The sequence below is a fragment of the Staphylococcus rostri genome (assembly GCF_002902145.1).
GTDB lineage: Bacteria > Bacillota > Bacilli > Staphylococcales > Staphylococcaceae > Staphylococcus > Staphylococcus rostri.
Genome location: NZ_PPRF01000002.1, coordinates 34,079 through 56,974, shown reverse-complemented (window position 1 = coordinate 56,974; position 22,896 = coordinate 34,079). Strand labels below are relative to the sequence as shown.

Genomic DNA, 22,896 nt, shown 5'->3' with positions numbered 1-22,896 from the left:
TTAATGAATATATTTGTATGAGTAAACACTATAACTTGGTATTGTGCGGTATGTTTGCACACCTACACCACCATTAAAGTTCATTTCAGATACGAGTAGGCTGCCATCTCCGTTGATGCGTTCAACGTAAGCAACGTGACCATAATAGCCAAGATCTGATTGTAAGATTGAACCTACAGCTGGTCGGTTGTTGACTGTATAGCCGTCTCGTAACGCATTATCATCCCAAACGTTCGCATTCCACCAGTACGTACTAATTGGACGTCCTGCCGCTTTACGCTTGTTGAATACGTGCCATGTACATTGTCCCCAATCATAACGGTTGTCATGATTAAATACAGGAGATGTATAGTTTGTTGATGGCGTATTCCATGATTGCGTTTGAGTTTGTGTTTGAGCTACCGCTGTACCAGTCACTTTTAATTTTTGTCCTGGGAAGATTAAAAATCCGCTCAAGCCATTTAAGTTCATGATATTTTGATATGATGTGCCATATTTTGACGCGATCAATGCTAATGAATCGCCTGGTTGCACTGTGTAATACGCACCGTTACCTGTGTTTGTACTTTGTTGTGTCGTTTGTTGCGTCGATTGATTCGAAACAGCTGTACCGCTTACTTTTAACTTCTGACCTGGGTGGATTAAAAATCCGTTCAATCCATTCAAGTTCATAATGTTTTGGTATGTTGTACCGTATTTTGACGCAATCAATGCCAATGAATCACCCGGTTGTACGGTATAATACGCACCGTTACCAGCGTTCCCCGTCGTCACACGTCCAGTGCTTTGCGTTGTTTGACTCGCAGCTGCTGTACCGCTGACTTTCAGCTGTTGACCTGGATAAATTAAGAAATTGTTCAAACCATTCAAACGCATAATGTTTTGATATGTTGTACCATAGCGTGCTGCAATCGCCGCTAATGAGTCCCCGCTTCGTACTGTGTATGTAGATCCTGTTGCTGATGTATTATTTGTATTGTGTACTGTTGTGCTACTGCCTGATACTGTTAACACTTGATTCGGGAAGATCAAGTTCGAGCTCAAGTTGTTCAATGACTTCAACTGTGCAATCGATATATTATGTTTCGTGGCAATTGACCATAATGAATCGCCAGCTTGCACACGATACGTTGCTGCTTCTGCATCACTCGTTGCAGCAACTGCTGTGATTGCTGATGTGCCAATGACGGCTGCAATTACTTTTTTTCGCACGTCGTCCCTCTCCTTAGCTTTATAACTGTTATTTACATTTTTTCATTATACACGCTAAAGATGTGAAAATATATACCTTTTATATAACATTCTCATTACAAAATACTCAGGACGGCACTTGTTCACGCAACTAAATGGTACACAATTGAATTACATCACGAATTAATAACACAACTTCCCACCACGACAGTCATGACAGCTTTTCATTTCTATAATTGCAATGAAACTTCATTACAATTTATGCGATACGACTTTCTATTTTTTACTTTTGCGAGATAACAAAAATAAAAAAGCGTCAAACAAAACGACCGTTATCGCTCTGCTCAACGCATGGTTTTTATTTAGAAAGTGTATCTAATGCTTGTTTTAAGTCCGCTACTAAGTCTTCTGTATCTTCAATACCTAAAGATAAACGGACAAGTCCATCCGCAATACCTTCTTTAGCACGTACATCTGCTGGAATTGATGCGTGTGTCATCAAGCTCGGTACTGAAATTAAGCTTTCTACAGCACCTAAACTTTCTGCCAATGTGAAATAACGTGTTTTCGTTACAAGTGCTTTTGCTTGTTCAACATCTGCCACTTCAAACGATACGATACCCGGTGTCCCATCGGCTTGCGCTTGGTGTACTTCATAATTTAGGTGTTCTTTTTGACTTGGGTGGTAGACTTTCAATACATTTGGATGTTCTTCTAGCATAGACACCATCGCTAATGTATTTTGTTCAATTTGATCTAATCTAAGTCCAAGCGTCTTCATCCCACGTACAACTAAATAACTGTCTTGTGGTCCTAAAATACCACCTGTTGAGTTTTGAATAAAGCCAATGCGTTCAGCAAGTGTATCATCCGTTACGGCTACAAGTCCTGCCACAACATCACTATGTCCACCTAAATATTTCGTTGCTGAATGTACAACAATATCCGCACCAAGTGTTAATGGTCTTTGGAAATACGGTGTCATAAACGTGTTATCAACAACTGTTAAAATATCGTGTTGACGCGCTAAATCGCTAACCGCTTTAATATCAGTCACACGTAACAATGGGTTAGACGGCGTTTCAATAAAGATCATTTTCGTTTTATCGTTAATTTTATCCGCAATGTTTTGAACATCTGTTGTATTTACAAAATCAAATGAAATACCGTAACGCTCAAATACTTTTGTCATTGCACGATATGTACCACCATACACGTCAGAACCTACGATAATGTGGTCACCTTGGTCAAGTAACATAATGACTGCACTAATCGCAGCAACTCCCGAACCGAATGCAAAACCATGTTTCCCATGTTCTAAGTCGGCAATGACAGATTCTAATGATGCACGTGTCGGGTTCGCAGTACGTGAGTATTCGTAACCTTGACGTAACGAACCAATACCATCTTGTTCATAAGTACTTGTTTGGTAAATAGGTGTTGTTACCGCACCTGTATACGGATCTGTTGTTTTACCACCGTGGATTAATAATGTTTTTTTATTCATAACTTAAAAGCCTCCATATTGAAATATCTGTTTTGACATATATCGATCACTGCCATCTGGAAATACGACGACAATATCACCATGTTCAATGCGTTCAGCAACGCGCAGTGCCCCTTCTAGCGCTGCACCAGAAGAACTACCGACGAGCAAGCCTTCATACTTGGCTAATTCACGGACATGGCGGAATGCGACGTCATCTGGTACCACTTCTACACGTTCAATCCATTGCTTATCCAAGAACGGTGGCCATACTTCAACGCCAATACCTTCCGTGTCATGCGTCCCTTTTTCACCACCGCTCAAAATAGAGCCTGTTGGTTCAACGACAACTGATTTCACATCATGTGCTTGCAGTACTTCGGATACACCTGAAAATGTACCACCAGACCCTGCACCCGCTACAAAATAATTAATTGTCGGCAATTCTTGTAGCAACTCCTGTGCCAGCGTCTCCTTATATGCCCCTGGATTATCCTCTGTCTCAAACTGATTCGTATAAAACGCACCCGTTGACATAGCATAATCTTCTGCCGCGCGACGTGCACCTAGCATGCCTTCCGTCTTAGGCGTACGATGAATCGTCGCACCTAGCGCATGCATAATGGCTATTTTCTCTTCTGAAAAGCCCTCTGGCGCAAAAATCACACACTGAATATCATATTGCGTGGCAACGAGTGCTAGGCCAATGCCTGTATTACCCGCTGTAGCTTCTACCAACTGACCACCACGTTTAAGCGTCCCTTTCTCTAGCGCACGTTCGATTAAATGTTTGCCGAGACGATCCTTCACACTACCACCTGGATTGTGCATTTCCAACTTGGCAAAGATGCGAACTTTCTCGGTACTATAATGTTGTAACTGTACTAACGGTGTATTGCCGATTAAATCAATCGTATTCACAGCACGAACCCCTTTATAAAACCTAGTTAATCAATAAGGATTATATGCCATATTTATAAAAAATTCAATCTAAAGAACTTTGTTGCGCACAATTTCCTTTGTAACCTAAAGATACGGTACACTAATAGGGAGTAAGACAAAGGTTGGGACAAAAGTGATTAGGGTTTGAGCAGAACCGAACGACACTGTTAATGTTTCTATCTTCTACATGAAATCTCAAACATAAATTGAATTGTTTCTATTAAGATCCTAGCCTCATTCAGAAAGGTGTGAATCATATGACACGCGTTCAAACAACACTTGGTACTATTCGCGGGTGCCGCTTCAATGACTATGATGTCTTTAAAGGCATTCCATATGCCCAGCCACCCGTTGGCATCAAACGCTTTTGCCATGCGCAGCTAATTACGAAAGCATGGTGTGGCGAACTCGATGCGACACAATTCAGTCCAGTGCCGCTCCAACCTTTTAACTCGCTGGAATCGTTTTTCTCGGTCCATACGCATACGCCCGTTCAAGATGAAGATTGCCTCACACTGGATATTTGGCGCCCACGTCATATCACAAATGAGCGTCCACTCCCAGTTATCCTTTACTTCTATGGTGGCAGCTTTGTAAACGGGCATAGTGCACAGGCGCTCTATCAACCTGATGCCATTGTTCAGCAACAAGACGTCATTGTTGTAACATGCAACTATCGCCTAGGTGCACTCGGCTTTCTCGATTGGTCCGCCATTAATCCTGCATGGGACTGTAATAATGGCTTATCCGATCAACTATGCGCCTTGCAATGGATTCATACACATATCGCCGCATTTGGCGGAGATCCGACACACATTACATTAATGGGACAGTCTGCCGGGGCAATGAGTATTCAAGCACTACTCCAAATGCCACACGTACAACCACTTGTCCATAATGCCGTGATGCTCAGTGGTATATTGCAACCCGATACAGCCACGCAAGCACAAAAAAAAGCGCATGAATTCCAAACGCTTAAAAATCATTTAGCTCCCGATACACCATGGGAAGCACTAACAGCTGACACAATACTATCGCTTATGATGGCACATCAAGCGCAATACGGTAAGTCAAAAGGGCTAGAACTGTTATATCAACCGGTTACCACACTTGCTATGCCTTTTAAAGCTAATGCACCTTTATCGTGCCCGATATGGATAGGCGTCACTACAGCTGAAGGCGATATTTATATTCAAAATGAACTTAAAAAGTTAGCAACACCACAATTCCAAAAAGTCGTTGCACGTGCTGGACTGACAATACCTGAAGCACACGAGATTGCGACAGCCCAACAACAGCGCGACTATATTACGAAGCATTACTTTCATATACCATTTCAAACGTATAAGAAAGTCTTACAAGCACACACAGACGTTTACACATATACATTCGATTGGTCACACGCAACACATCCTGCATATCATAGCGCTTATCACATATTGGATGTCACTTTTTGGTTCGGACGTCTCGATATTATCGAAGCACAAGGCGCCAATATAACAGATCACGACCGTCAACTGAGTCAGCGCATGATTCACGACTTATGTACATTCGCCTATACAAGTCAACTCCCGCAAAGACACATACATTATCGTTAGACAAAAAAACACTTCCGTAACGATCTCGAACAAATCGAATCCTACGAAAGTGTTTTTCCTTATTATTTAGACTAACTGTAACACGAATACAGCTAGAATAACGAACGGTAAAATGTATTTAACTAAGGCATACCATGGGTAGAAGAACTTAAAGCGGTCTCTACCGAAGCCTTGAATTAATAAGTCTTTATCTAAAAGTTGACCGACAACTAATGTCGTTGCCAAAGCGCCCAACGGCATTAACAGATTAGACACTAAAAAGTCCATGTTATCAAAGATTGTGCCAGCACCAAATTGCACGTGACTTAATGAGCCAAATGACAACATCGCTGGAATACTAATAATTAATACTGCGATACTTGTTAATAACGCGACACGTGAACGTTTTGTATTGTCGTTGCGTGTTAAGTTCGATACATTCAACTCTAACAATGAAATTGAAGACGTTAACGCTGCAAACAAGAATAAAATTAAAAAGATAACGTAGAAGAATGTGCCATACTGCATCTTTTCAAAAACTAATGGTAATACTTTAAATAATAGACCTGGTCCCTCAGTCGGCTCATATCCAAACGCTTTAAGCGCAGGGAAAATTGCCAGGCCGGCTAAAATCGAAATAAAGATATTCATCACAACAATTGAAATCGCTGAAGACTTGATCGTCATTTCTTTAGGCGCATAACTTGCATATGTAATCATCCCTGTTGTCCCAAGTGAAAGTGCAAAGAATGATTGCCCTAACGCGAACAGCATCGATTCCATTGTAATATCTGAAATACGTGGTTGTAACAAGTAACGGACACCGTCCATTGCGCCGTCCAACGTCAATGCTTTCGCTACGATGACTAATAGAAAGATAAAGAGCAACGGCATCATAATTTTAGATGCTTTCTCTAATCCTTTTTGAACCCCTAACATAACGATAACACATGTTAAACCGATAAAAATAAATTGCCCCATAATGGTATACACGGGATTACTAATAATCGCTTCAAATTGAATATCGTGTAGCTTAGACGGTAACACGTGTAATAATTGCATTAATACAATACCGATATAGATGACTATCCAGCCACCAATAACGCTGTAAAAGCCAAACAGTACGAATACTGCGATATTACCATTCCAGCCGATGATGTTGAGCCATTTTTTACCCGTCAACTTACTATAAATTTCAGTTGTATATGTACGTCCTACCTTCCCTACGATAAACTCCATAATAAGAAGTGGTAGTCCGACTAATATTGTAAATAATAAAAACATCAGTAAGAATGCGCCGCCACCATACATACCTGCCATATATGGGAACTTCCACATCGCACCGAGGCCAATTGCAGAACCAGCACTTGCTAGTATAAACCCTGTTGATGTTTTCCACTGTGATTCCTTCAGCAATGCTTTCACCCTTTCTACGTTAAAGCGATAAAGTGTTTTTAACAGTAATTTCTAGAAATATACCATACTATATCCAAGGACGCAATAAACTAAAACGCTTTTAGTCAGAAAATATTATGAAAATTCTGTGTAAACATTGAATATTTAGTTTCTTTTGGTATGATTAAATTGAATAAAGAGGTGAAGAAGATGACGCAAAAATTGAAAGAACGTTGCTATCTCATTGCAATCATCATAAGTACACTTTGTGCTTTGTCGTCTGTATTATTTAATCTAAGCCCTGCGATTACAGCTACCGTCACATTCGTATCTATCATCGTATTCGCAGTTCTTTATTTCGTAGTACCGACAACGGACAGACGAGGTAGACACATTAAGTAAATCAACCATTAAAAAGCAGCCTGTTTCCAGGAGCGCATCACTGATAATGCACGCCTGATTGAAACACGCTGCTTTTGTCTGTTTATAAACACGCTCTGTCGCCTTGCTTATAACCTACTTCTGCAAGAACTTCTCTATATAAAACGCAGATTCTTCAATAGAACGATATTCTGTGTTGATAACCGTCGCATTCAACTTCGCAAACACTTCTTCGGCATACGCAAGCTCTTTCTTAATACGCGCCAAGTCGTTGTATGTCGCTTTGCCTGAAATACCTAGCACTTTAACACGCTCTGTACGGATATTCATGATGTATTGTGGGCTTGCCGTTAGACCGAACACCTTGAGATTCTTTTGCTTAAACACTTCATCAGGAATCCCCACTTCAGGAACAAGCGGGATATTCGCAATTTTATAGCCTTTATTCGCTAAATACATACTTAGCGGTGTTTTAGATGTACGTGACACACCGAGTATTAATGCGTCGGCTTCACCAATATCGGTAAAATGTTTACCATCGTCATATTTAACGGAGTATTCAATCGCTTCGATACGCTTGAAATAGTCATCGTCTAACTTATGAATCATGCCCGTTTCAGCGACTGGTTCAACGCCTGTTTTTTCTTGGACAAAGCCCATTAATTCAGACATATAGTCGACATACGGAATGCCGTGTTCTTGCGCATAGGCTTTACCCATCTCGTTGTATTTTTGGGAGACAATCGTCGTTACAACGATTGCCTCTTTGTCCACTGCCAACTCAAGTATCGTGCGTAAATCTTGTTCCCCTTTAATAAACGGGAACTTTTTAATTTGTACTTGATCTAGATTAGGAAATTGTCCCATTACCGCATGCGTCATGCGTTGTGCGGTTTCTCCGAGCGAATCCGACACGATAAAGATTGTTAACTGTTGCTTGCTCACTACTATCTTCCTCTCTCAACCTCACTTTGCGCCGTCGCAAGAATTGCACCTGGCACACGGAATGGTGAACATGATACGTAGTCAATCGCTAAGTTGTTGAAGTAGCCGATTGATTTCGGATCGCCACCTAATTCGCCACACACACCGATTTTAATGCTTGGTTTCGCCGCTTTCGCTTGTGTAACCGCAATATCGATTAACGCACCGACACCGTCTTTATCGATTGTTTGGAATGGGTCTACCGCTAAAATGTTATTTGTCACATATTCGTTGATGAATTTACCAGCATCGTCACGTGAGAAGCCGTAAGTTAATTGCGTTAAGTCGTTCGTACCGAAACTGAAGAAGTCACATTCCTCTGCCAACGCACCTGCAACCATACACGCACGTGGTGTTTCAATCATTGTACCGATTAAGTATGTTAATGATTGACCTGTCTCTTCCATCAACTTATCAATACATTCCACGATTTGAGCTTTCAATAATTTGAATTCTTCTACCGTTGATACAAGCGGAATCATAATTTCTGGCTGACAGTTGATACCTTCTGCTTTTAAGCGTGCAACACTGCCCATAATCGCTTCAGCTTGCATAACGTATAATTCAGGATACGTAATCGCTAGACGACAACCACGGTGACCTAACATCGGGTTTGTTTCGTGTAACTCTGCGATACGTTTATTTAATTGCTGCTCAGAAATATTCAATTGTTGTGCCACATTACGCACTTCATCGTCGCCTTTTGGTAAGAACTCGTGCAATGGTGGATCTAATAGACGTACAATCGTTGGACGTTCGCCTGATAGACGGAAGATTTGTTCAAAGTCTTCTGTTTGGTAGTCACGAATTTTATTCAACGCTTGAATACGTGTTTCTTGATCTGATGATAGAATGAAACGACGCATTTCTACTAAACGTTCCGCTCCGAAGAACATATGCTCCGTACGTACAAGACCAATGCCCATCGCATCGAATTGGTAACCTGCTTCAATATCCGGTTTCGTTTCCGCATTCATACGCACGTTCAAGCGGGCAACTTCTTTCGCCCATGCCATAAATTGATCGAATGCTTCACTGTTTTCCGCACTTGTCGTTTCAACAACACCTACATAGATGTCACCATTCGCACCGTCAACTGATACTTCATCCAACTCTTTAATCACGCCACCCGCATATGTCACAGTTTTGTTAACTGTATCAATATCCAAGTCTGAGCAACCTGTTACACAGCATTTACCCATACCACGTGCAACAACCGCTGCGTGTGATGTCATACCACCATGCGTTGTCACAATCGCTTCACTCGCAATCATCCCTTCAATGTCTTCAGGAGACGTTTCAGGGCGCATTAAGATGACTTTCTCCCCTTGTTCAGCGCGCAACTTCGCATCTTCAGCCGAGAATACAACACGTCCTGTCGCTGCACCTGGACTTGCCGGTAAACCTGCTTTAGAAATCACTTCCGCTTCTGCCAACGCCTCTTCTTTGAACGTTGGGTGTAACAATGTATCAATCGATTTCACATCAACTTTTGTCACAGCTTCTTCTTTCGTTAACACGCCTTCTTCAACAAGGTCAACCGCAATTTGCATCGCTGCTTTTGCTGTACGTTTACCGTTACGTGTTTGAAGAATGTATAGTTGCTCATTTTCAATTGTGAACTCGATATCTTGCATGTCTTTATAGTGTGCCTCGAGTTGTTCTGACACTTTCACAAATGCTTCGTGTACGTGTGGCAACTGCTCTTTTAATGTTGCGATGTCTTGTGGCGTACGGATACCTGCTACAACGTCCTCACCTTGTGCGTTTAACAGATACTCACCAAATAACTTCGCTTCGCCAGTGACTGGGTTACGTGTGAAGGCAACCCCCGTACCACTCTTAGGACCACTGTTACCGAATACCATTTCTTGTACGTTAACCGCTGTACCGATGTCATGTGGAATATCGTTTAAATCACGATATACGCGTGCACGGTCGTTATCCCATGATTTGAATACCGCTTCAACCGCTTCTAATAGTTGATCAAGTGGTGCTTGTGGGAATGGTTTATATGCATTTTCAACATAGACTTCTTTATAGTGATTACAGATTTCTTTTAAGCCCTCTGCTGGAATATCCGCGTCATTTACATAACCATGTTCCTTTTTATAACCGTCAAAGTATGTATCAAAAGCGGTCATTGGAATATTGTAAACAACCTCACCAAACATTTGGAGCAGACGACGATAACAGTCGTAAGCAAAGCGTGCATCGTTCGTTTTCTCAGCTAGCTTCTCAACGTTCTCGTCATTCAAGCCAAGGTTTAAAATCGTATCCATCATACCTGGCATTGAGATTTTCGCCCCACTACGCACAGATACAAGTAATAAATTATCGTCTGATGAAAAAGCTTTACCTGTACGTTCAGAAAACGCCTGTAATTGTTCTGTCAATTGCGCCTTTACTTCATCAGATAACGCTTGACCACGACGAAGGTAATCAATACACGCCTCAGTTGTAATCGTAAAACCATCAGGTACTGGTAAACCTAAACGTTTCATCTCAGATAGGTTTGCCCCTTTACCACCTAATAAGTCTTTCAAGTCTTTATGTCCTTCATCAAATGCATATACTAATTTCGCCATACATGTCACCTCATCATTTTAATGTGTCATACTAATAATAAAAAGTATGTCATATTAAAACGAAAATGACAATCAAAAACATAGAATTCTTAAAAAAGTTATGAATTTCGTCAAAAATAAAAACTGGTGATTGCGGTATTTGATCGATGAAAAGCCCCACAAATTAGCCTTTTATTGAGCGTTACGCTTGAGATTTGAGGAATCACGAAAAAAGAGACGCTACACCTTCTCGGTTAAGAAAGTTATAACGCCTCAAAATAGTATGTCATATTTTAAAATTAAATGAGTGTCCATATATTTTTTACAATAATAGCAGCGACAACTAGGATAATACCACTCGAAATTTTATTCAGTATCACGATATATTTTCCAGATGTGTCGATACGTCCTAACTGCTTTCCGACAACTGCCAAAATTACAAACCACAGCCATGAAACTGCGATAGTTGCGCAGGCAAAAGCGAATTTTTCATACCCTGCATATATAGATGCACTTGTACCGATGACACCGATAGTATCCATAATGGCATGCGGATTGAGCAACGACACTGACAAGGCAAAGCCGATTTGTTTGCGTGCTGACATCGGCGGTTGATCTGTTGCTTGTGCTGGCTTTTCAGTCCATAACGACCATGCCATATACAGTAAAAACACGAGCCCTATGACATAAATCGCAAGCTGTAAGGACGGATATTGATTGAGTAACAACGACACACCTAGAATCGCTAACAAAATCAGAAGCGTATCACATAGTCCGGCTGTAATAACGACAGGCGCCACTTTCTTTAAACTTTTATGATTCGCACCTTGGTTGAAGACAAAAACATTTTGTGCGCCTAATGGTAAGATCAATCCTAACGCTAATAAAAAACCGTGTAGCATGGCTTGGAACATGTTAATTCACCTTTCTTTCAGCAGTACATATATCTCTTATTACACTATAAAAGCCAGACAAAGTTGTTTTAAAAAACCCCGTACAATGATGTGCTGATTTATATTCTTCATCTCTCATTAAAATAATATGCGCTTTTTTAAATGGTAATGCGGAATTGCTGGAAACAAATGATGAACAAGGTGGTAATTATCATGGTGTGGATGTAATAAAAATAATGTTATCGGATTTCCAAACGTGTTTCTACTTGAAGTTAACTCCGATTCATTATTCAACCCTGCATGTTCAGCCATTTCTGCCCAGTACCGTATTTTATGATATAAATTCACTTTGATTGTCCCTATTATGTATTTAGGTACATGAAATAACATTAAAACTTTGATAACATGGTCTTTAATAAATTTCTGAGTATCTTTTTGAGGTTTATCTAGTCCAACTAAGCGATAACGTTTAATGTCTGGATCAAGTTGCTCATCCCATAAATTTTTATGATGTTTAAAATGCGATTTACAATAGGCTGTATAACTTGTAAAAATAGGAAATGCAACAAAAATACACGCAATCCATTTATTGTAGTTTTTATTTTTAAATAACAATCTATATGATGCATCATGCATTAAGTTATCAAAGGCACGCATTCTACTACCAATAATAATAATGGCAAGCAAATAAACTATAACATGTTCGTATTGTATCGATAAAAGTACAGATATAACAATCATCAACCAATCTGTTATAATACAAAACGAATTATGCAAGTTATTTTTACGATATAAAGGCTTTAGATCATGAATGATATCCTTCGAAAACACAGCTTTTTTCAACGTTTTATTTGACATAAAAACACCCCTTTTCTCAAAGCATACACGATGTCCCGACGAATGAAATCATCCAACAAGAAAATTTTAACCAACCAGACAGGAGGTGCCCCAATGAACAACAAACCAAAATACCAACAAATTATTGATGACATTTTAAACGATATCAATCATGGCGAACTAGAGGCTGGCATGAAGTTACCTCCTCAAAGAGCTTTAGCTAAAAAGTATCAAGTGAATCGTACAACCATTGTTACTGTCATGGATATTTTAAAAAGCTACGGTATTGTAGAAAGCAGAGAAAGAAGTGGTGTCTATATTTCTCATCAAGGATGGAATCAATACATCCATCACAACTTAAGCTGGCAGGATTACATTGGTAACAGTCCAACCCCTAATAACCAGTTTTATATTAGAGAAATTAATCGCTGTGAATTTCTTGATGATATGGTAAGACTTGGCACCGGTGAACTTTCACCCGAACTCATTCCGAATGCGACTTTCAAAGACATCATGCAGGATGAGCATGCGCAACATTTATCATCAAATTATGAGGCACCTCAAGGTAGTATGGCTTTACGAGAACAGATTAGACAGCTGGTCGCACGTAGAGGTATTTCATGTCATGTTGACGAGATTTGTATTACATCTGGTGCACTTCAAGGACTCAAACTCATTGCTGATGGTTTACTCGTACCTGAATCAACGGTCATTGTTGAAACACCTTCATATATCAATTCTGTGCGTACATGGCATAAAATTCATTCCAAGATGGTTTCATTACCAATCTCGTACATCAAAAATAATATACATGCACTTTTCAAAGAAGACACAGATTACAGCAATAGTATCTTTTACTGCAATCCGACACTTCACAATCCAACTGCTAACAGTTATTCATTAACGGAAAAAGAACATATACTTGCACAGTGTAAAAAGAAAGGCATTCCCATTGTAGAAGATGATATTTATAGCGAGCTTTGGTTTGAAGGGACACCACCTCCACCACTCAAATCATTGGATACAAGTCATCACGTGCTGTACTTAGGGAGTCTGTCAAAAACGGTTAGTCCCGGCTTACGTATTGGCTGGATTATTGGTAATAAGCGTGTCATATGTCATCTCGCCGATTTAAAAATGCAAAATGATTACGGCGCAAGTTCCATTTCACAATATATCGCAACGCAATGGCTTGCCAACTATCATGAAAGCCATGTTAAGACGATTAAAAAGTACTTAATTACACGGAAACAGTTGATGGAAGCCGCACTCAAAAAGTATTTCTCTGATATCGGACGTTGGCATGATATACCGGGTAGTTTTTATATTTGGTTTCAGTTTCACGTAGCCATCGATATGAAAAAGCTATTTCAGCTAGCCATTGACGCCCATTTATTAATACACCCGGGTGAGATTTACTCGGAAAAAGCCAAACAGTATATGCGCTTTTCATATTCTTATATCGACTCTGACAAAATAGATGACAGTCTCTGCAAACTCAGACAACTCATCGACAGCGAAAAGTTAATAAAATAGCGAACACAGAACCCCTTTATTTTTTAGTGTGTTTCTGTGTTCACTATTTTTAAAGATTTATTAATTTAATGGTTAATAATGCTAGTATGACCAAGCTTGAAATGATTACTAGAACATTTATTAAATTGATGAATAGCTTCAGCTTTTTTCTGTTGTTGTATTCAGGGCTTTTGTAAAGCAATATATAATATATCACTAAATTGGCTGTAAACATTCCGAACATAGAAGTTAAGATACCAAAGTGTAGTTCCATATAACCACTTTGTATTAAAAAATATGAAAAGCAAATGATTAGAAACAATAAGATTTCGTAAATTAATAGCATTATGTTTTTCCACTTCTGAATTAGCTTATTGTAATTCTGTAAACTAAAATTTGGAGGGGTTAAAAATGAAAAAAGCTGTTATTACATCGTTGTCTAGTTTGGTTTTAGTTACAGGTGCTGCATCTCCTGTAGTTAATGCTAAAGAAAATGTGGTTAATAATCAAACTTCTAACGTTCAAACAGAGGACAATGTAAATACTGAAGCAATTGCTAGAGAAGCTGCTAGAGAGAATGGTGCTGATTTAAGCGCTTATGATGCACAACAAATGGAACGCGGAAAAGCAACTTTAACTTTAAAAGCTGCTAAAGAATTATTATCAAAGAATAAAGCAAAAATTAATAACGCTATCAAAAGTGCAATTGAAAAATTACCGTTGAACGCCGAACAAAAGAAAAAGTGGATTTCTATAATAACAATTGATGGATTTATAAAATATTTAAATCAAATAACTAATTTTACAGGAAGTATTGAAGACGCAGCTCAAGATTGGTTAACAAGCATTGGGGTTCCGGGGTGGATTGCACAAGTTATTGTTCAAACCATTTCATTCTTCTTAGTTTAAATAATAAGGAGCTGGGAATTATATCCAGCCCCTGCTTCTATTACTCAATAATAATATTGTCGATTAATCGCGCTTTTGAGAATTTAACAGCTAATGATATGAATACACGTCCTTCAATCGTTGTACAAGGCTCCAGCGCTGGGTAGCTATATACTGCGACTTCTTCTACATTACCAGACGTATGTGCCTCTAAATGTTCACGTATTAACGCAACGAGCTTGTCACTCTCACGTTCTCCCTCATCATAGTGTTTCTGTGCCAATAATAAGCTTTGATATAGGTGTACTGCTTCTTGTCGCTCTTTTTCAGTTAAATAGACGTTGCGCGAACTTTTCGCAAGGCCATCCGCTTCACGTACAATGTCCACGCCGATAATCTTCACGCCATGATTGAAGTCGGCTACCATTTTTTCAACAATCGCTAACTGCTGGGCGTCTTTTTTTCCAAAATATGCAAAGTCTGGTTGCACAATATTAAATAACTTATTAACAACAGTTACAACACCGTCAAAGTGCCCTGGTCTTTGCGCACCTTCTAAGACTTCCGCAAGACGTCCGACCGTCAACGTTACACCTAACTTCTCTGGATACATTTCTTCCACACTTGGGTAGAATACATAATCTACACCAATCGCTTCAACAGCGGCCACATCCTGTTCAATCTGTCTCGGATAGGCATCAAAATCTTCATTCGGTCCAAACTGTAAGGGGTTCACAAAAATACTTACAACGGTCGTATCATTATTTTTAACTGAGCGACGCATCATCGTTAAATGACCATCATGCAATGCACCCATTGTAGGAATAAAGCCGATGCGTCCTCCTTGGCGCTTGCACGCTTTCATCATCGCTTGCATCTGTTTCACTTCTGTAATGACTTGTGTCATGGTTACTTCTCCACCTCATCCATAATTTGTTTTTGATATGTGTATTGTTCAGATGGAAAAGCACTACTTTTCACTTCGTCATCATATTGTTTAAGTGCTGCCACACCTGTCGAAAAATCACCGTATTGTTTTACAAATTTTGCTGTACGTTCAACGCCATAATTTAACATGTCGTGATATACCAACACCTGACCGTCCGTACCCTTCCCTGCACCAATACCGATGACCGGGATGTCTAATTGCCTACTAATATGTTCGGCAAGATCGCTCGGTACCGCTTCAAGCACTAATGCTACGGCACCTGCTTTTTCAACAGCTTTTGAATCTTCAATCAAACGTTCGGCACCTGCTTTTGTCGCACCTTGCATGCGATAGCCCATGACGCCGACACTTTGTGGTGTAAGTCCTAAATGCGCCACAACCGGTATCCCTAAATATGTTGCTTGTTGAATAAATGACGTGAGATGACCGCCTTCCACTTTAACCGCATTCGCACCACTTTGTTGATAGAGTTTGGCTGCATTTTGTAGATCCGTTGCCAAGTCGACACCTACCGTACCAAATGGCATATCCACAACAACGAATGTATCTGGTGCACCACGACGAACTGCCTTACTATGATGCAACATATCATCCAGCGTCACGTCGACTGTGCTATCGTAACCCAACACAGTCATTCCTAACGAATCACCGACTAAAATCATATCAATACCCGCTGCTTCAACTTGTTTCGCACTCGGATAATCATACGCTGTCACCATTGAAATTTTGTTGCCTGCTTGTTTCATTTGATGTAAATCACTTAACTTTTTCAATTGTTACACCCCTTAATTAATTAATAATTTTATCGTAAAATAAGCGCTTACTAAATTCAATTTGTTTTTACTTTGATTTTATCTTAAACGCCCGCTATAGTGAATGTAAAAGCTCTTGAAGGAGGCATTATGACTATGTCTAACATTGCTGTTATCGGCGCTGGCGCTGTGGGTACTGCCATTGCGATGATGTTACAGCCCACATCATCTGTCACATTGCTTGGACGCCAAGATGCAACACGTATTTATGATGATTGGGAGACACAGACGCAACAGACCATCGATGTCCAATCACTCACAACGTATCAAGGTACTTTCGACATTATTTTTATTGCTGTCAAAACACATCAATTACCAGCAGTGGTGCCACATTTATCACGTTTGACACATTCAAAAACAGTCGTCATCTTAGCGCAAAACGGTTACGGGCAACTTGACCTGTTGGCAGACTATCAAGCCTATCAAGGTGTTGTATACATTAGCGGTGAAAAGAACGGCACGCACGTTACTCACTTTCGCGATCGACGCATTCATATCCAACGTGATCAGTATACAGAACAATTTGCAAAACAGTTGGCGAATAGCAATTTAGAGCTCGTGTTAGAGAATACGATCGAACAGACAATTTGGTATAAGCTCTTGGTCAATTTAGGCATTAATACAGTCACTGCACTCACACAAGACACCGCACGTGTGCTCAAACGTCCGGACATCTATGAGTTATGTCGACAACTCTTAATTGAAGGTTCGAAAGTTGCCAGAGCTTGTGGCGTTTCATTACCTAATACCATCGTTACAGATATTATGCAGATTTATGCTGGTTATCCAGATGAAATGGGCACGAGTATGTATTACGATGTTAAAAATCAGCAGCCGCTCGAAGTTGAAGCAATTCAAGGCTATATTTATCGCCAATCTCAACAACATCATCTCGATACACCGACGCTTGACCGATGTTATCACGACTTAAAGCAACTCGAACCAACCGCATAGTAAAAGGCATGAGTTACCGCGCTCATGCCTTTATTTTTCATATAATGTTTGCCAGTTATGCTCATTATAGACGCGTACACCATGTTGTTGTAATAATGCTGTCGTCACACCAACACCTTGTATTTTTGTCCCGTTGAATTGACCGTTATACACTTCTGTACTGCCACATGACGGACTGCTATCTTTTAAAATAACGGTATCAATATTGTATTGCTGTAAAATATGCAACGCTTCTCGTGCACCTTGCTTGAATGCTTGTGTCACATCTTTGCCAGATTGCGTTTGCACTTTATTTTGTCCGCTCCAAACAGACACGCCATCTCCACTAGTCAATTCAGAAGGTTCGCGTGGGACAGACAACCCGCCTAACACTTCCGGACAAATCGCAATTGCTTCGCCACGATCAATCAACTGCTTTAACGCATCTTGGCGCTTATGCCCACCATCATAGCGAACAGCTTGCCCTATCAAACACGCACTAATGCCAATCATGTCATCACTTCCATTCCCGTAGTCTTCTATAAAATCAGTATATCAAAAAAGCCACCCAAATTATGGGTGACCTCGCTACTAATGTTGTTTCTTAAAGTTAAATGGGGCAATTGGATTGAAAGTCCAAGTGATTAACAAACCTACAAGTAATGACATCGCTGTAATTTCTAACCACTCAATGTTACTTGCAACAAAGCCAGCAATTGAAAAGCCTACAAAGCTCAATAGTGATGTTACGATAAATGTCGCTAACATCTTCATCATACCTTCCTCCTACTACAAAATGAAAAACGCCCTCTCTTTTTAGGCGTTTACACGTCAAATCATATTACGTATCTATCTCTTTTTATTGCACATAATGAATGTGCCGATACGTTCCAGTCATTTAGTCCACGGCTTACTGTAACATACCCTACACACTTTTTGAAGACTTCTGTTTCAACAAAATGACCATTCAGGTGCATACTTTGAGTCTCCACGTTCTAAAGCATACAATAAAGTCATAGTAAAAATAGACAAAAGAGGCGATGTAATATGACTCACATTTCATTAACCATTCAGGACAAAACATACGATGCAACGCTTTACGACAATCCAACGACACATCAACTTAGCACACTGTTACCACTAACAATCACAATGAACGAACTTCATGGTAATGAAAAATATCACACGCTTGATACGACGTTACCTACAAATGCAGAGGCAGTTCGAACGATTAAAACTGGGGACTTCATGTTATATGGTGACAACACACTCGTGCTGTTTTATCAGGATTTTTCAACGCCGTATACGTACACAAAATTGGGGAAACTGAATGATACAACAGATCTTGAAAATCTCTTAGGACACGGCAACGTAACCATTACCATTTCGAAAGCTGAATAACGTGCGAAAAGCTAGAACACCGCAATAGATGTTCTAGCTTTTTAATAGATTTTTTATCGTTGTAGTTCGTTGTCTAACCAAGCAACGATTTCCGCAAAAATACTTTGGTTGTATGAGCTTTCATTTAATATTTCATGTTGTAATCCGTCATAGATATGGATTGATTTATGTTCCGAACCGACTTCATCAAATAATTGTAACGAATCTTTATAGCTCACGAGACCGTCTTCTTTACCATGCAGAATTAAGATATTGTCCGTCAATTTTTCAGCGTTATTTTTTAAATATTCAACGCCGTCTAATAATGTAAAGACGAGTCCCATCGAAATTCGTTTAGCGTTTAAGTCATCCAGTTCGTACTTTCTCATTACGTCAGGGTCTGAACAAACACCTTCACCTAGTTCATTATCTAAATACGTTTGTGGCGAAATACTGCGGTCTGGCTGTCCGAATAATTCTAATTGATAACGTGTCAGCGCGCCACACGTAATAATTCCGTCCACAGTGTTTGGATGTTTCGTGCCAAATAGCGTTACGGTATAGCCGCCCATACTATGACCTAGCAGATATACTTTCCCTTCAAATGTTTGTTTTACATATTCTACAACTGCCGATAAGTCTTCCACAATTTCATCAATGCGACTGTAAAATGTTTGTTGCCCACCGGAATGACCGTGACCGCGTTGATCATATCGAATCACATTAAATTGCTGATTGTGGAGATAGTTTGTAATCTCGTCATAACGCTCGAGTGACTCTGCCAGACCATGCACAATAATGACATTGGCTTTAGCTGGTTCACCCACAATATCATTCACCTTTGTATGAATCTTTGTGCCATCCGCCGATGTTAAATGTTTAATATAATTCATATTATCCGCCCCTTTAACAAAGATAAAAACGTTTACACTTAAATAGTAGTTAACATTTTAACCTTTGTCACTTCAGAACAAACGATTTGTACGCTGTTTTTCAAAAATACGATTTAAACAATATTTCTAATAAAAAGCTATATTTCTTCAACTAATGAAATACCTAGTAAGTCCATAGCCTCTTCAAGCTTACTCGCAACCAGACGGAGTAACATTACTTTCGATTGTTCATTTGCGCTACCAAGAATACGTTCGACACCATAATAAACAAAAAGAGGGCACATGCCCCCTAACTTTATGACTTAAAATATGTTTCAATCAATTGTGATTTAATCTCTGGTTCAACAAATGCATACTTTAATGCTCTTTTATTAATCACTGGTATATCTTCAAGTGTTAATAGCTGATTGTCCAACAACAACAGATATTCTTGCACGAGATTTGTTTGTGTAACACCTCTGTTATCGGTATTAATCAGAAATGGTACGTCTAACTTTTTCAATAACGGGATATCAATTTCGCTAATATGTTGAATGGCTTTTGTTTGAAGGTTGCTACAAGGACAAATTTCTAACAGCACATCTTCTGTTTTGAGCGTTTCCAATAACTGCGCATCTTTTATAGAAGATACACCATGCCCAACACGTCGTGCACCTAACTTAATCGCATCGTAGACGTTTTTGTTACAACCACATTCGCCTGCGTGTAGCGTTAAATTCAGCTGATGCGCTTTCGCAAATGTAATACTATCGGCAAATTCTGGCATTGTATTATCATCTTCACCACCAGCTAAGTCAACGCCCACCACATATTCTTGCAATGATGGATGTTCAAGAATATGCTGAAATACTTCAATATTTTCTTCATTGCTATGATGTTTCATCCCGCAAACCAATAAGCGCACAACGACTGGATATGTCGCTTCAGCTTTGATCGCACCTTGCACCGCCGCGCTGATAACTTCCAATACTGACAGACCTTTATCTAGATGTAACTTAGGCGCAAAACGTAATTCGATGTACTTGATACCGTCATGATGTGCTTGGGATACCACATCCACTACACTATCAACCAAACTCTTTTCCGTTTGCATGACTTTAAGTATTTCATCAAAACACACTAAATACTCGACTAAACTTTGACACTGTGCATCCGCCGATATTTTATCTATATCAATCGCAATATTTTGTTCTTCGGCTTGCGCTTGTATATAAGCAAGACTCACTGATCCATCTAAGTGACAATGCAACTCTATCTTAGGTATCTCTCTGACTGTGTTTTTCATAGGCATTCCTTTCAAATCTGTAAAAAGTTTATTTTGTCCGAAAATTGATTGTTATAAGAATACCACAGTTCTATAAAGACACAAAGTTGAATTATTGATTAATATCCGAACTTTCTTTTCATGATTTAACAAGACGCAAAAAAGCCAGAATCCCTATTTTATAGACAAGAAATTCTAGCTTTTATACATTACTTTACATATTTTTAAATTTTCTTCTGGCCGTTAATACGATTGCACCTGCCAAAGCTAAAAACAAGCCCATAACAGATGATGTATTTGTCGACGTACGTCCTGTTTGTGATAGCTGACGCTCCCCTGCCTCACTATCTTTTGGCATATCATTAGACGCTTGATACTGAACATTTGATGACATCACTTTAGGATACGTGTTAGCACGACTGACATTCGTTTGTATCGCAGTCGGTTTGATGTTAGACATTGATGCAGTCGTCATAGACTTCACACCCATATTAGTAATATCTTTTGTCGTCGTTGATTCATTTTCCTTTTGAGACACTACTTTCTTTGGCACATCAGTCTCTTTTGTTTGTTGTACTGTATTTTGTTCTTCAGAGCCTGCAGTTTCATTTATCGTCTCTTTATTAGCTGGTTTAGCAACATTATTTGTTTGCGTCTTCTCATCTTTACCTTCAGACGGCTTCACAGCGCCTTCTGTTTGTGTTGCTTGTCCGTGATTTTCAGGTGGCTTTACAACGTCTTCATCTTGAGGTGTTGTTTCTATCGGCTTAATGGGTGGCTCTTTCTCTAAAAAGCTGTTAATCCACGCGTACAATTCAGGTGTAATCGGTGTGCCTAACGTACCATAATCATTGCCACGCAAACCATATGTATGAACCGCAATAATTTCTTCAGTATTATCTAAAAAGACCGGTCCACCTGATTGTCCTTCAGAGTTATGCATGGAATACTCTATCGTTCCTTGATCCTGTACTTGAATTAACGTCCCATCCGCATACCATTGATTCTTAGTTTTCTCATTTTTCTCTATTGGATAACCTTGGCTGTATACCTTCTTACCAAGCATGCCTTTATCAAATGGCTTAATCGCATACGGCTTGATTAAATCGCCTATCGACTGCCCCTTTTCATTGGGCTCCAGTTCAATAATGCCCATGTCATATCTTCTATAAGGCATTTCTTTATATTTTTCCGGCACATGCATCGCTTTAATTTTAAATCTGCCATACGGTTCATTATCTCCATCTTTACCTGGAATCACATAACCACCCGTCATATAGTCTCGCGGATAGTTGTTGTTATAGACCACGTGTCCTGCCGTCAAAATTAGATTCTTACCAATGACCGCACCAGAACCATCGCCGCCTTTCAAACTCTCTATCTCACCTTTATAATTCGCATTATCCGTATGTACGAATGCTGTATTCGGTTTGACCGCATCTCCAGTTAACTTTTTACGATTATCTATTAAATCACCGTCTTTATCATAATTCGGATCCTTGGACGTGTCATATGTAAATGTCTCTTCTGGTTCATCATCTGCATCATTAACCTCATCAGCTTCAAATGTTTGTAGTTGTGCTGCATATGTATCTGGTGTTGCTTCTAAATGCTTTTCTGCTTGTGTCGGCTGTATTTCACTTATTCCACCATCTTGATTTTGAATATGTTTCTCTTGATTGGCATCTTGAGTCGCAACTACTGTATTAGATGCTTCCGGTAATTCACTCGCATGCGTGACCTGCGTAGGATACACAAAATACAAACCCGTTAAAATAAGTGGCACCTTGATATAGTTTAAATTACGCATTAAATTACTCCTCTCTCTTTTTCTCTTGTAGTATAGCGTCATATTTAAATATAATCAACAATTTTGTTAGGTAAGCCTAATTTTTTACGTTTGCATTATGATTACAACATATATTAATGACTATCAAATGATTGCGATGATGCTGTTACCTTTGGGTTTCTCAGCATCAACCTTCTACCTTGCTGAGAATGTGCCATAC

Annotated in this window: 21 protein-coding genes and 1 pseudogene; 6 read left to right on the top strand and 16 right to left on the bottom strand. The window is 39.5% G+C overall.

Going from position 1 to position 22,896, the window contains the following annotated elements; translation table 11 throughout:
• The 3 genes from CD122_RS00260 to CD122_RS00250 form a co-directional block, all read right to left on the bottom strand.
• Positions 1–1,212, bottom strand: coding sequence for a LysM peptidoglycan-binding domain-containing protein (locus tag CD122_RS00260; protein ID WP_103357024.1), 1,212 nt, complete (start codon positions 1,210–1,212; stop codon positions 1–3).
• A gap of 337 nt (positions 1,213–1,549) precedes the next feature.
• The gene (locus CD122_RS00255; RefSeq protein ID WP_103357023.1) at positions 1,550–2,698 is read right to left on the bottom strand and encodes a bifunctional cystathionine gamma-lyase/homocysteine desulfhydrase; all 1,149 of its coding nucleotides are present in this window, start codon (positions 2,696–2,698) and stop codon (positions 1,550–1,552) included.
• 3 nt (positions 2,699–2,701) lie between these two features.
• Positions 2,702–3,598 carry a PLP-dependent cysteine synthase family protein gene (locus tag CD122_RS00250; RefSeq protein WP_103357022.1) on the bottom strand — a complete coding sequence of 299 codons (897 nt, stop codon included), beginning with the start codon at positions 3,596–3,598 and terminating at the stop codon, positions 2,702–2,704.
• Positions 3,599–3,876: 278 nt separating this feature from the next.
• On the opposite strand from CD122_RS00250, the gene CD122_RS00245 reads away from it, so the two are divergent.
• Positions 3,877–5,217: a carboxylesterase family protein gene (locus CD122_RS00245; protein WP_103357021.1), complete on the top strand. Its 1,341-nt coding sequence runs from the start codon at positions 3,877–3,879 to the stop codon at positions 5,215–5,217.
• A gap of 66 nt (positions 5,218–5,283) precedes the next feature.
• Here CD122_RS00245 and CD122_RS00240 read toward each other — a convergent pair whose 3' ends face one another.
• On the bottom strand, positions 5,284–6,612 hold the full coding sequence (locus CD122_RS00240; protein WP_103357020.1) for a sodium-dependent transporter: 1,329 nt from the start codon (positions 6,610–6,612) through the stop codon (positions 5,284–5,286).
• Between the two features lie 189 nt (positions 6,613–6,801).
• Here CD122_RS00240 and CD122_RS00235 point away from each other — a divergent pair, with 189 nt between their 5' ends.
• Positions 6,802–6,993, top strand: coding sequence for a hypothetical protein (locus CD122_RS00235; protein ID WP_103357019.1), 192 nt, complete (start codon positions 6,802–6,804; stop codon positions 6,991–6,993).
• 114 nt (positions 6,994–7,107) lie between these two features.
• Here CD122_RS00235 and CD122_RS00230 read toward each other — a convergent pair whose 3' ends face one another.
• The 4 genes and pseudogenes from CD122_RS00230 to CD122_RS00215 all read right to left on the bottom strand — a co-directional run bounded on the left by CD122_RS00230 (position 7,108) and on the right by CD122_RS00215 (position 12,274).
• Positions 7,108–7,854: a pyruvate, water dikinase regulatory protein gene (locus CD122_RS00230; RefSeq protein WP_373694270.1), complete on the bottom strand. Its 747-nt coding sequence runs from the start codon at positions 7,852–7,854 to the stop codon at positions 7,108–7,110.
• A gap of 65 nt (positions 7,855–7,919) precedes the next feature.
• On the bottom strand, positions 7,920–10,544 hold the full coding sequence (ppdK, locus tag CD122_RS00225; protein WP_103357017.1) for a pyruvate, phosphate dikinase: 2,625 nt from the start codon (positions 10,542–10,544) through the stop codon (positions 7,920–7,922).
• A 278-nt stretch (positions 10,545–10,822) separates the two neighbouring features.
• A complete protein-coding gene (locus tag CD122_RS00220) occupies positions 10,823–11,437 on the bottom strand; it encodes a LysE/ArgO family amino acid transporter (RefSeq protein ID WP_103357016.1) in 615 nt (204 codons plus the stop codon).
• 1 nt (position 11,438) lies between these two features.
• Positions 11,439–12,274 (bottom strand): annotated as a pseudogene (locus CD122_RS00215) (fatty acid desaturase family protein).
• Between the two features lie 93 nt (positions 12,275–12,367).
• Here CD122_RS00215 and CD122_RS00210 point away from each other — a divergent pair.
• The gene (locus CD122_RS00210; RefSeq protein ID WP_103357015.1) at positions 12,368–13,789 is read left to right on the top strand and encodes an aminotransferase-like domain-containing protein; all 1,422 of its coding nucleotides are present in this window, start codon (positions 12,368–12,370) and stop codon (positions 13,787–13,789) included.
• A 390-nt stretch (positions 13,790–14,179) separates the two neighbouring features.
• On the top strand, positions 14,180–14,677 hold the full coding sequence (locus CD122_RS00200; RefSeq protein ID WP_103357013.1) for a hypothetical protein: 498 nt from the start codon (positions 14,180–14,182) through the stop codon (positions 14,675–14,677).
• A 40-nt stretch (positions 14,678–14,717) separates the two neighbouring features.
• Here the strand turns inward: CD122_RS00200 and panC are convergent, their stop codons facing one another.
• Together panC and panB are read right to left on the bottom strand one after the other, a co-directional pair.
• Positions 14,718–15,563: a pantoate--beta-alanine ligase gene (gene panC / locus CD122_RS00195; RefSeq protein ID WP_103357012.1), complete on the bottom strand. Its 846-nt coding sequence runs from the start codon at positions 15,561–15,563 to the stop codon at positions 14,718–14,720.
• A 2-nt stretch (positions 15,564–15,565) separates the two neighbouring features.
• The gene (gene panB, locus CD122_RS00190; protein WP_103357011.1) at positions 15,566–16,378 is read right to left on the bottom strand and encodes a 3-methyl-2-oxobutanoate hydroxymethyltransferase; all 813 of its coding nucleotides are present in this window, start codon (positions 16,376–16,378) and stop codon (positions 15,566–15,568) included.
• Positions 16,379–16,513: 135 nt separating this feature from the next.
• Here panB and CD122_RS00185 point away from each other — a divergent pair, with 135 nt between their 5' ends.
• The gene (locus tag CD122_RS00185) at positions 16,514–17,371 is read left to right on the top strand and encodes an oxidoreductase (RefSeq protein ID WP_103357010.1); all 858 of its coding nucleotides are present in this window, start codon (positions 16,514–16,516) and stop codon (positions 17,369–17,371) included.
• A 30-nt stretch (positions 17,372–17,401) separates the two neighbouring features.
• Here CD122_RS00185 and CD122_RS00180 read toward each other — a convergent pair whose 3' ends face one another.
• Entirely contained in the window at positions 17,402–17,863 is a 462-nt protein-coding gene (locus tag CD122_RS00180) for a 2-thiouracil desulfurase family protein (protein ID WP_103357009.1), read from the bottom strand.
• Positions 17,864–17,941: 78 nt separating this feature from the next.
• Positions 17,942–18,127: a hypothetical protein gene (locus CD122_RS00175; RefSeq protein ID WP_169926438.1), complete on the bottom strand. Its 186-nt coding sequence runs from the start codon at positions 18,125–18,127 to the stop codon at positions 17,942–17,944.
• A gap of 270 nt (positions 18,128–18,397) precedes the next feature.
• Between CD122_RS00175 and CD122_RS00170 the strand changes: the two genes are divergently transcribed.
• Positions 18,398–18,751, top strand: a complete 354-nt coding sequence (locus CD122_RS00170) for a cyclophilin-like fold protein (RefSeq protein ID WP_103357007.1) — start codon at positions 18,398–18,400, stop codon at positions 18,749–18,751.
• A gap of 53 nt (positions 18,752–18,804) precedes the next feature.
• Here CD122_RS00170 and CD122_RS00165 read toward each other — a convergent pair whose 3' ends face one another.
• The 4 genes from CD122_RS00165 to CD122_RS00155 form a co-directional block, all read right to left on the bottom strand.
• A complete protein-coding gene (locus CD122_RS00165) occupies positions 18,805–19,623 on the bottom strand; it encodes an alpha/beta hydrolase (protein ID WP_103357006.1) in 819 nt (272 codons plus the stop codon).
• 137 nt (positions 19,624–19,760) lie between these two features.
• Positions 19,761–19,907 (bottom strand): DALR anticodon-binding domain-containing protein, encoded by a 147-nt coding sequence (locus tag CD122_RS11715; protein WP_142381161.1) that lies wholly within the window; start codon positions 19,905–19,907, stop codon positions 19,761–19,763.
• An 11-nt stretch (positions 19,908–19,918) separates the two neighbouring features.
• Complete coding sequence (add, locus tag CD122_RS00160) at positions 19,919–20,908, bottom strand: adenosine deaminase (protein ID WP_103357005.1); 990 nt, start codon at positions 20,906–20,908, stop codon at positions 19,919–19,921.
• Positions 20,909–21,101: 193 nt separating this feature from the next.
• The gene (locus CD122_RS00155) at positions 21,102–22,697 is read right to left on the bottom strand and encodes a trypsin-like serine peptidase (protein ID WP_169926437.1); all 1,596 of its coding nucleotides are present in this window, start codon (positions 22,695–22,697) and stop codon (positions 21,102–21,104) included.
• Between the last annotated feature and the right edge of the window lie 199 nt (positions 22,698–22,896).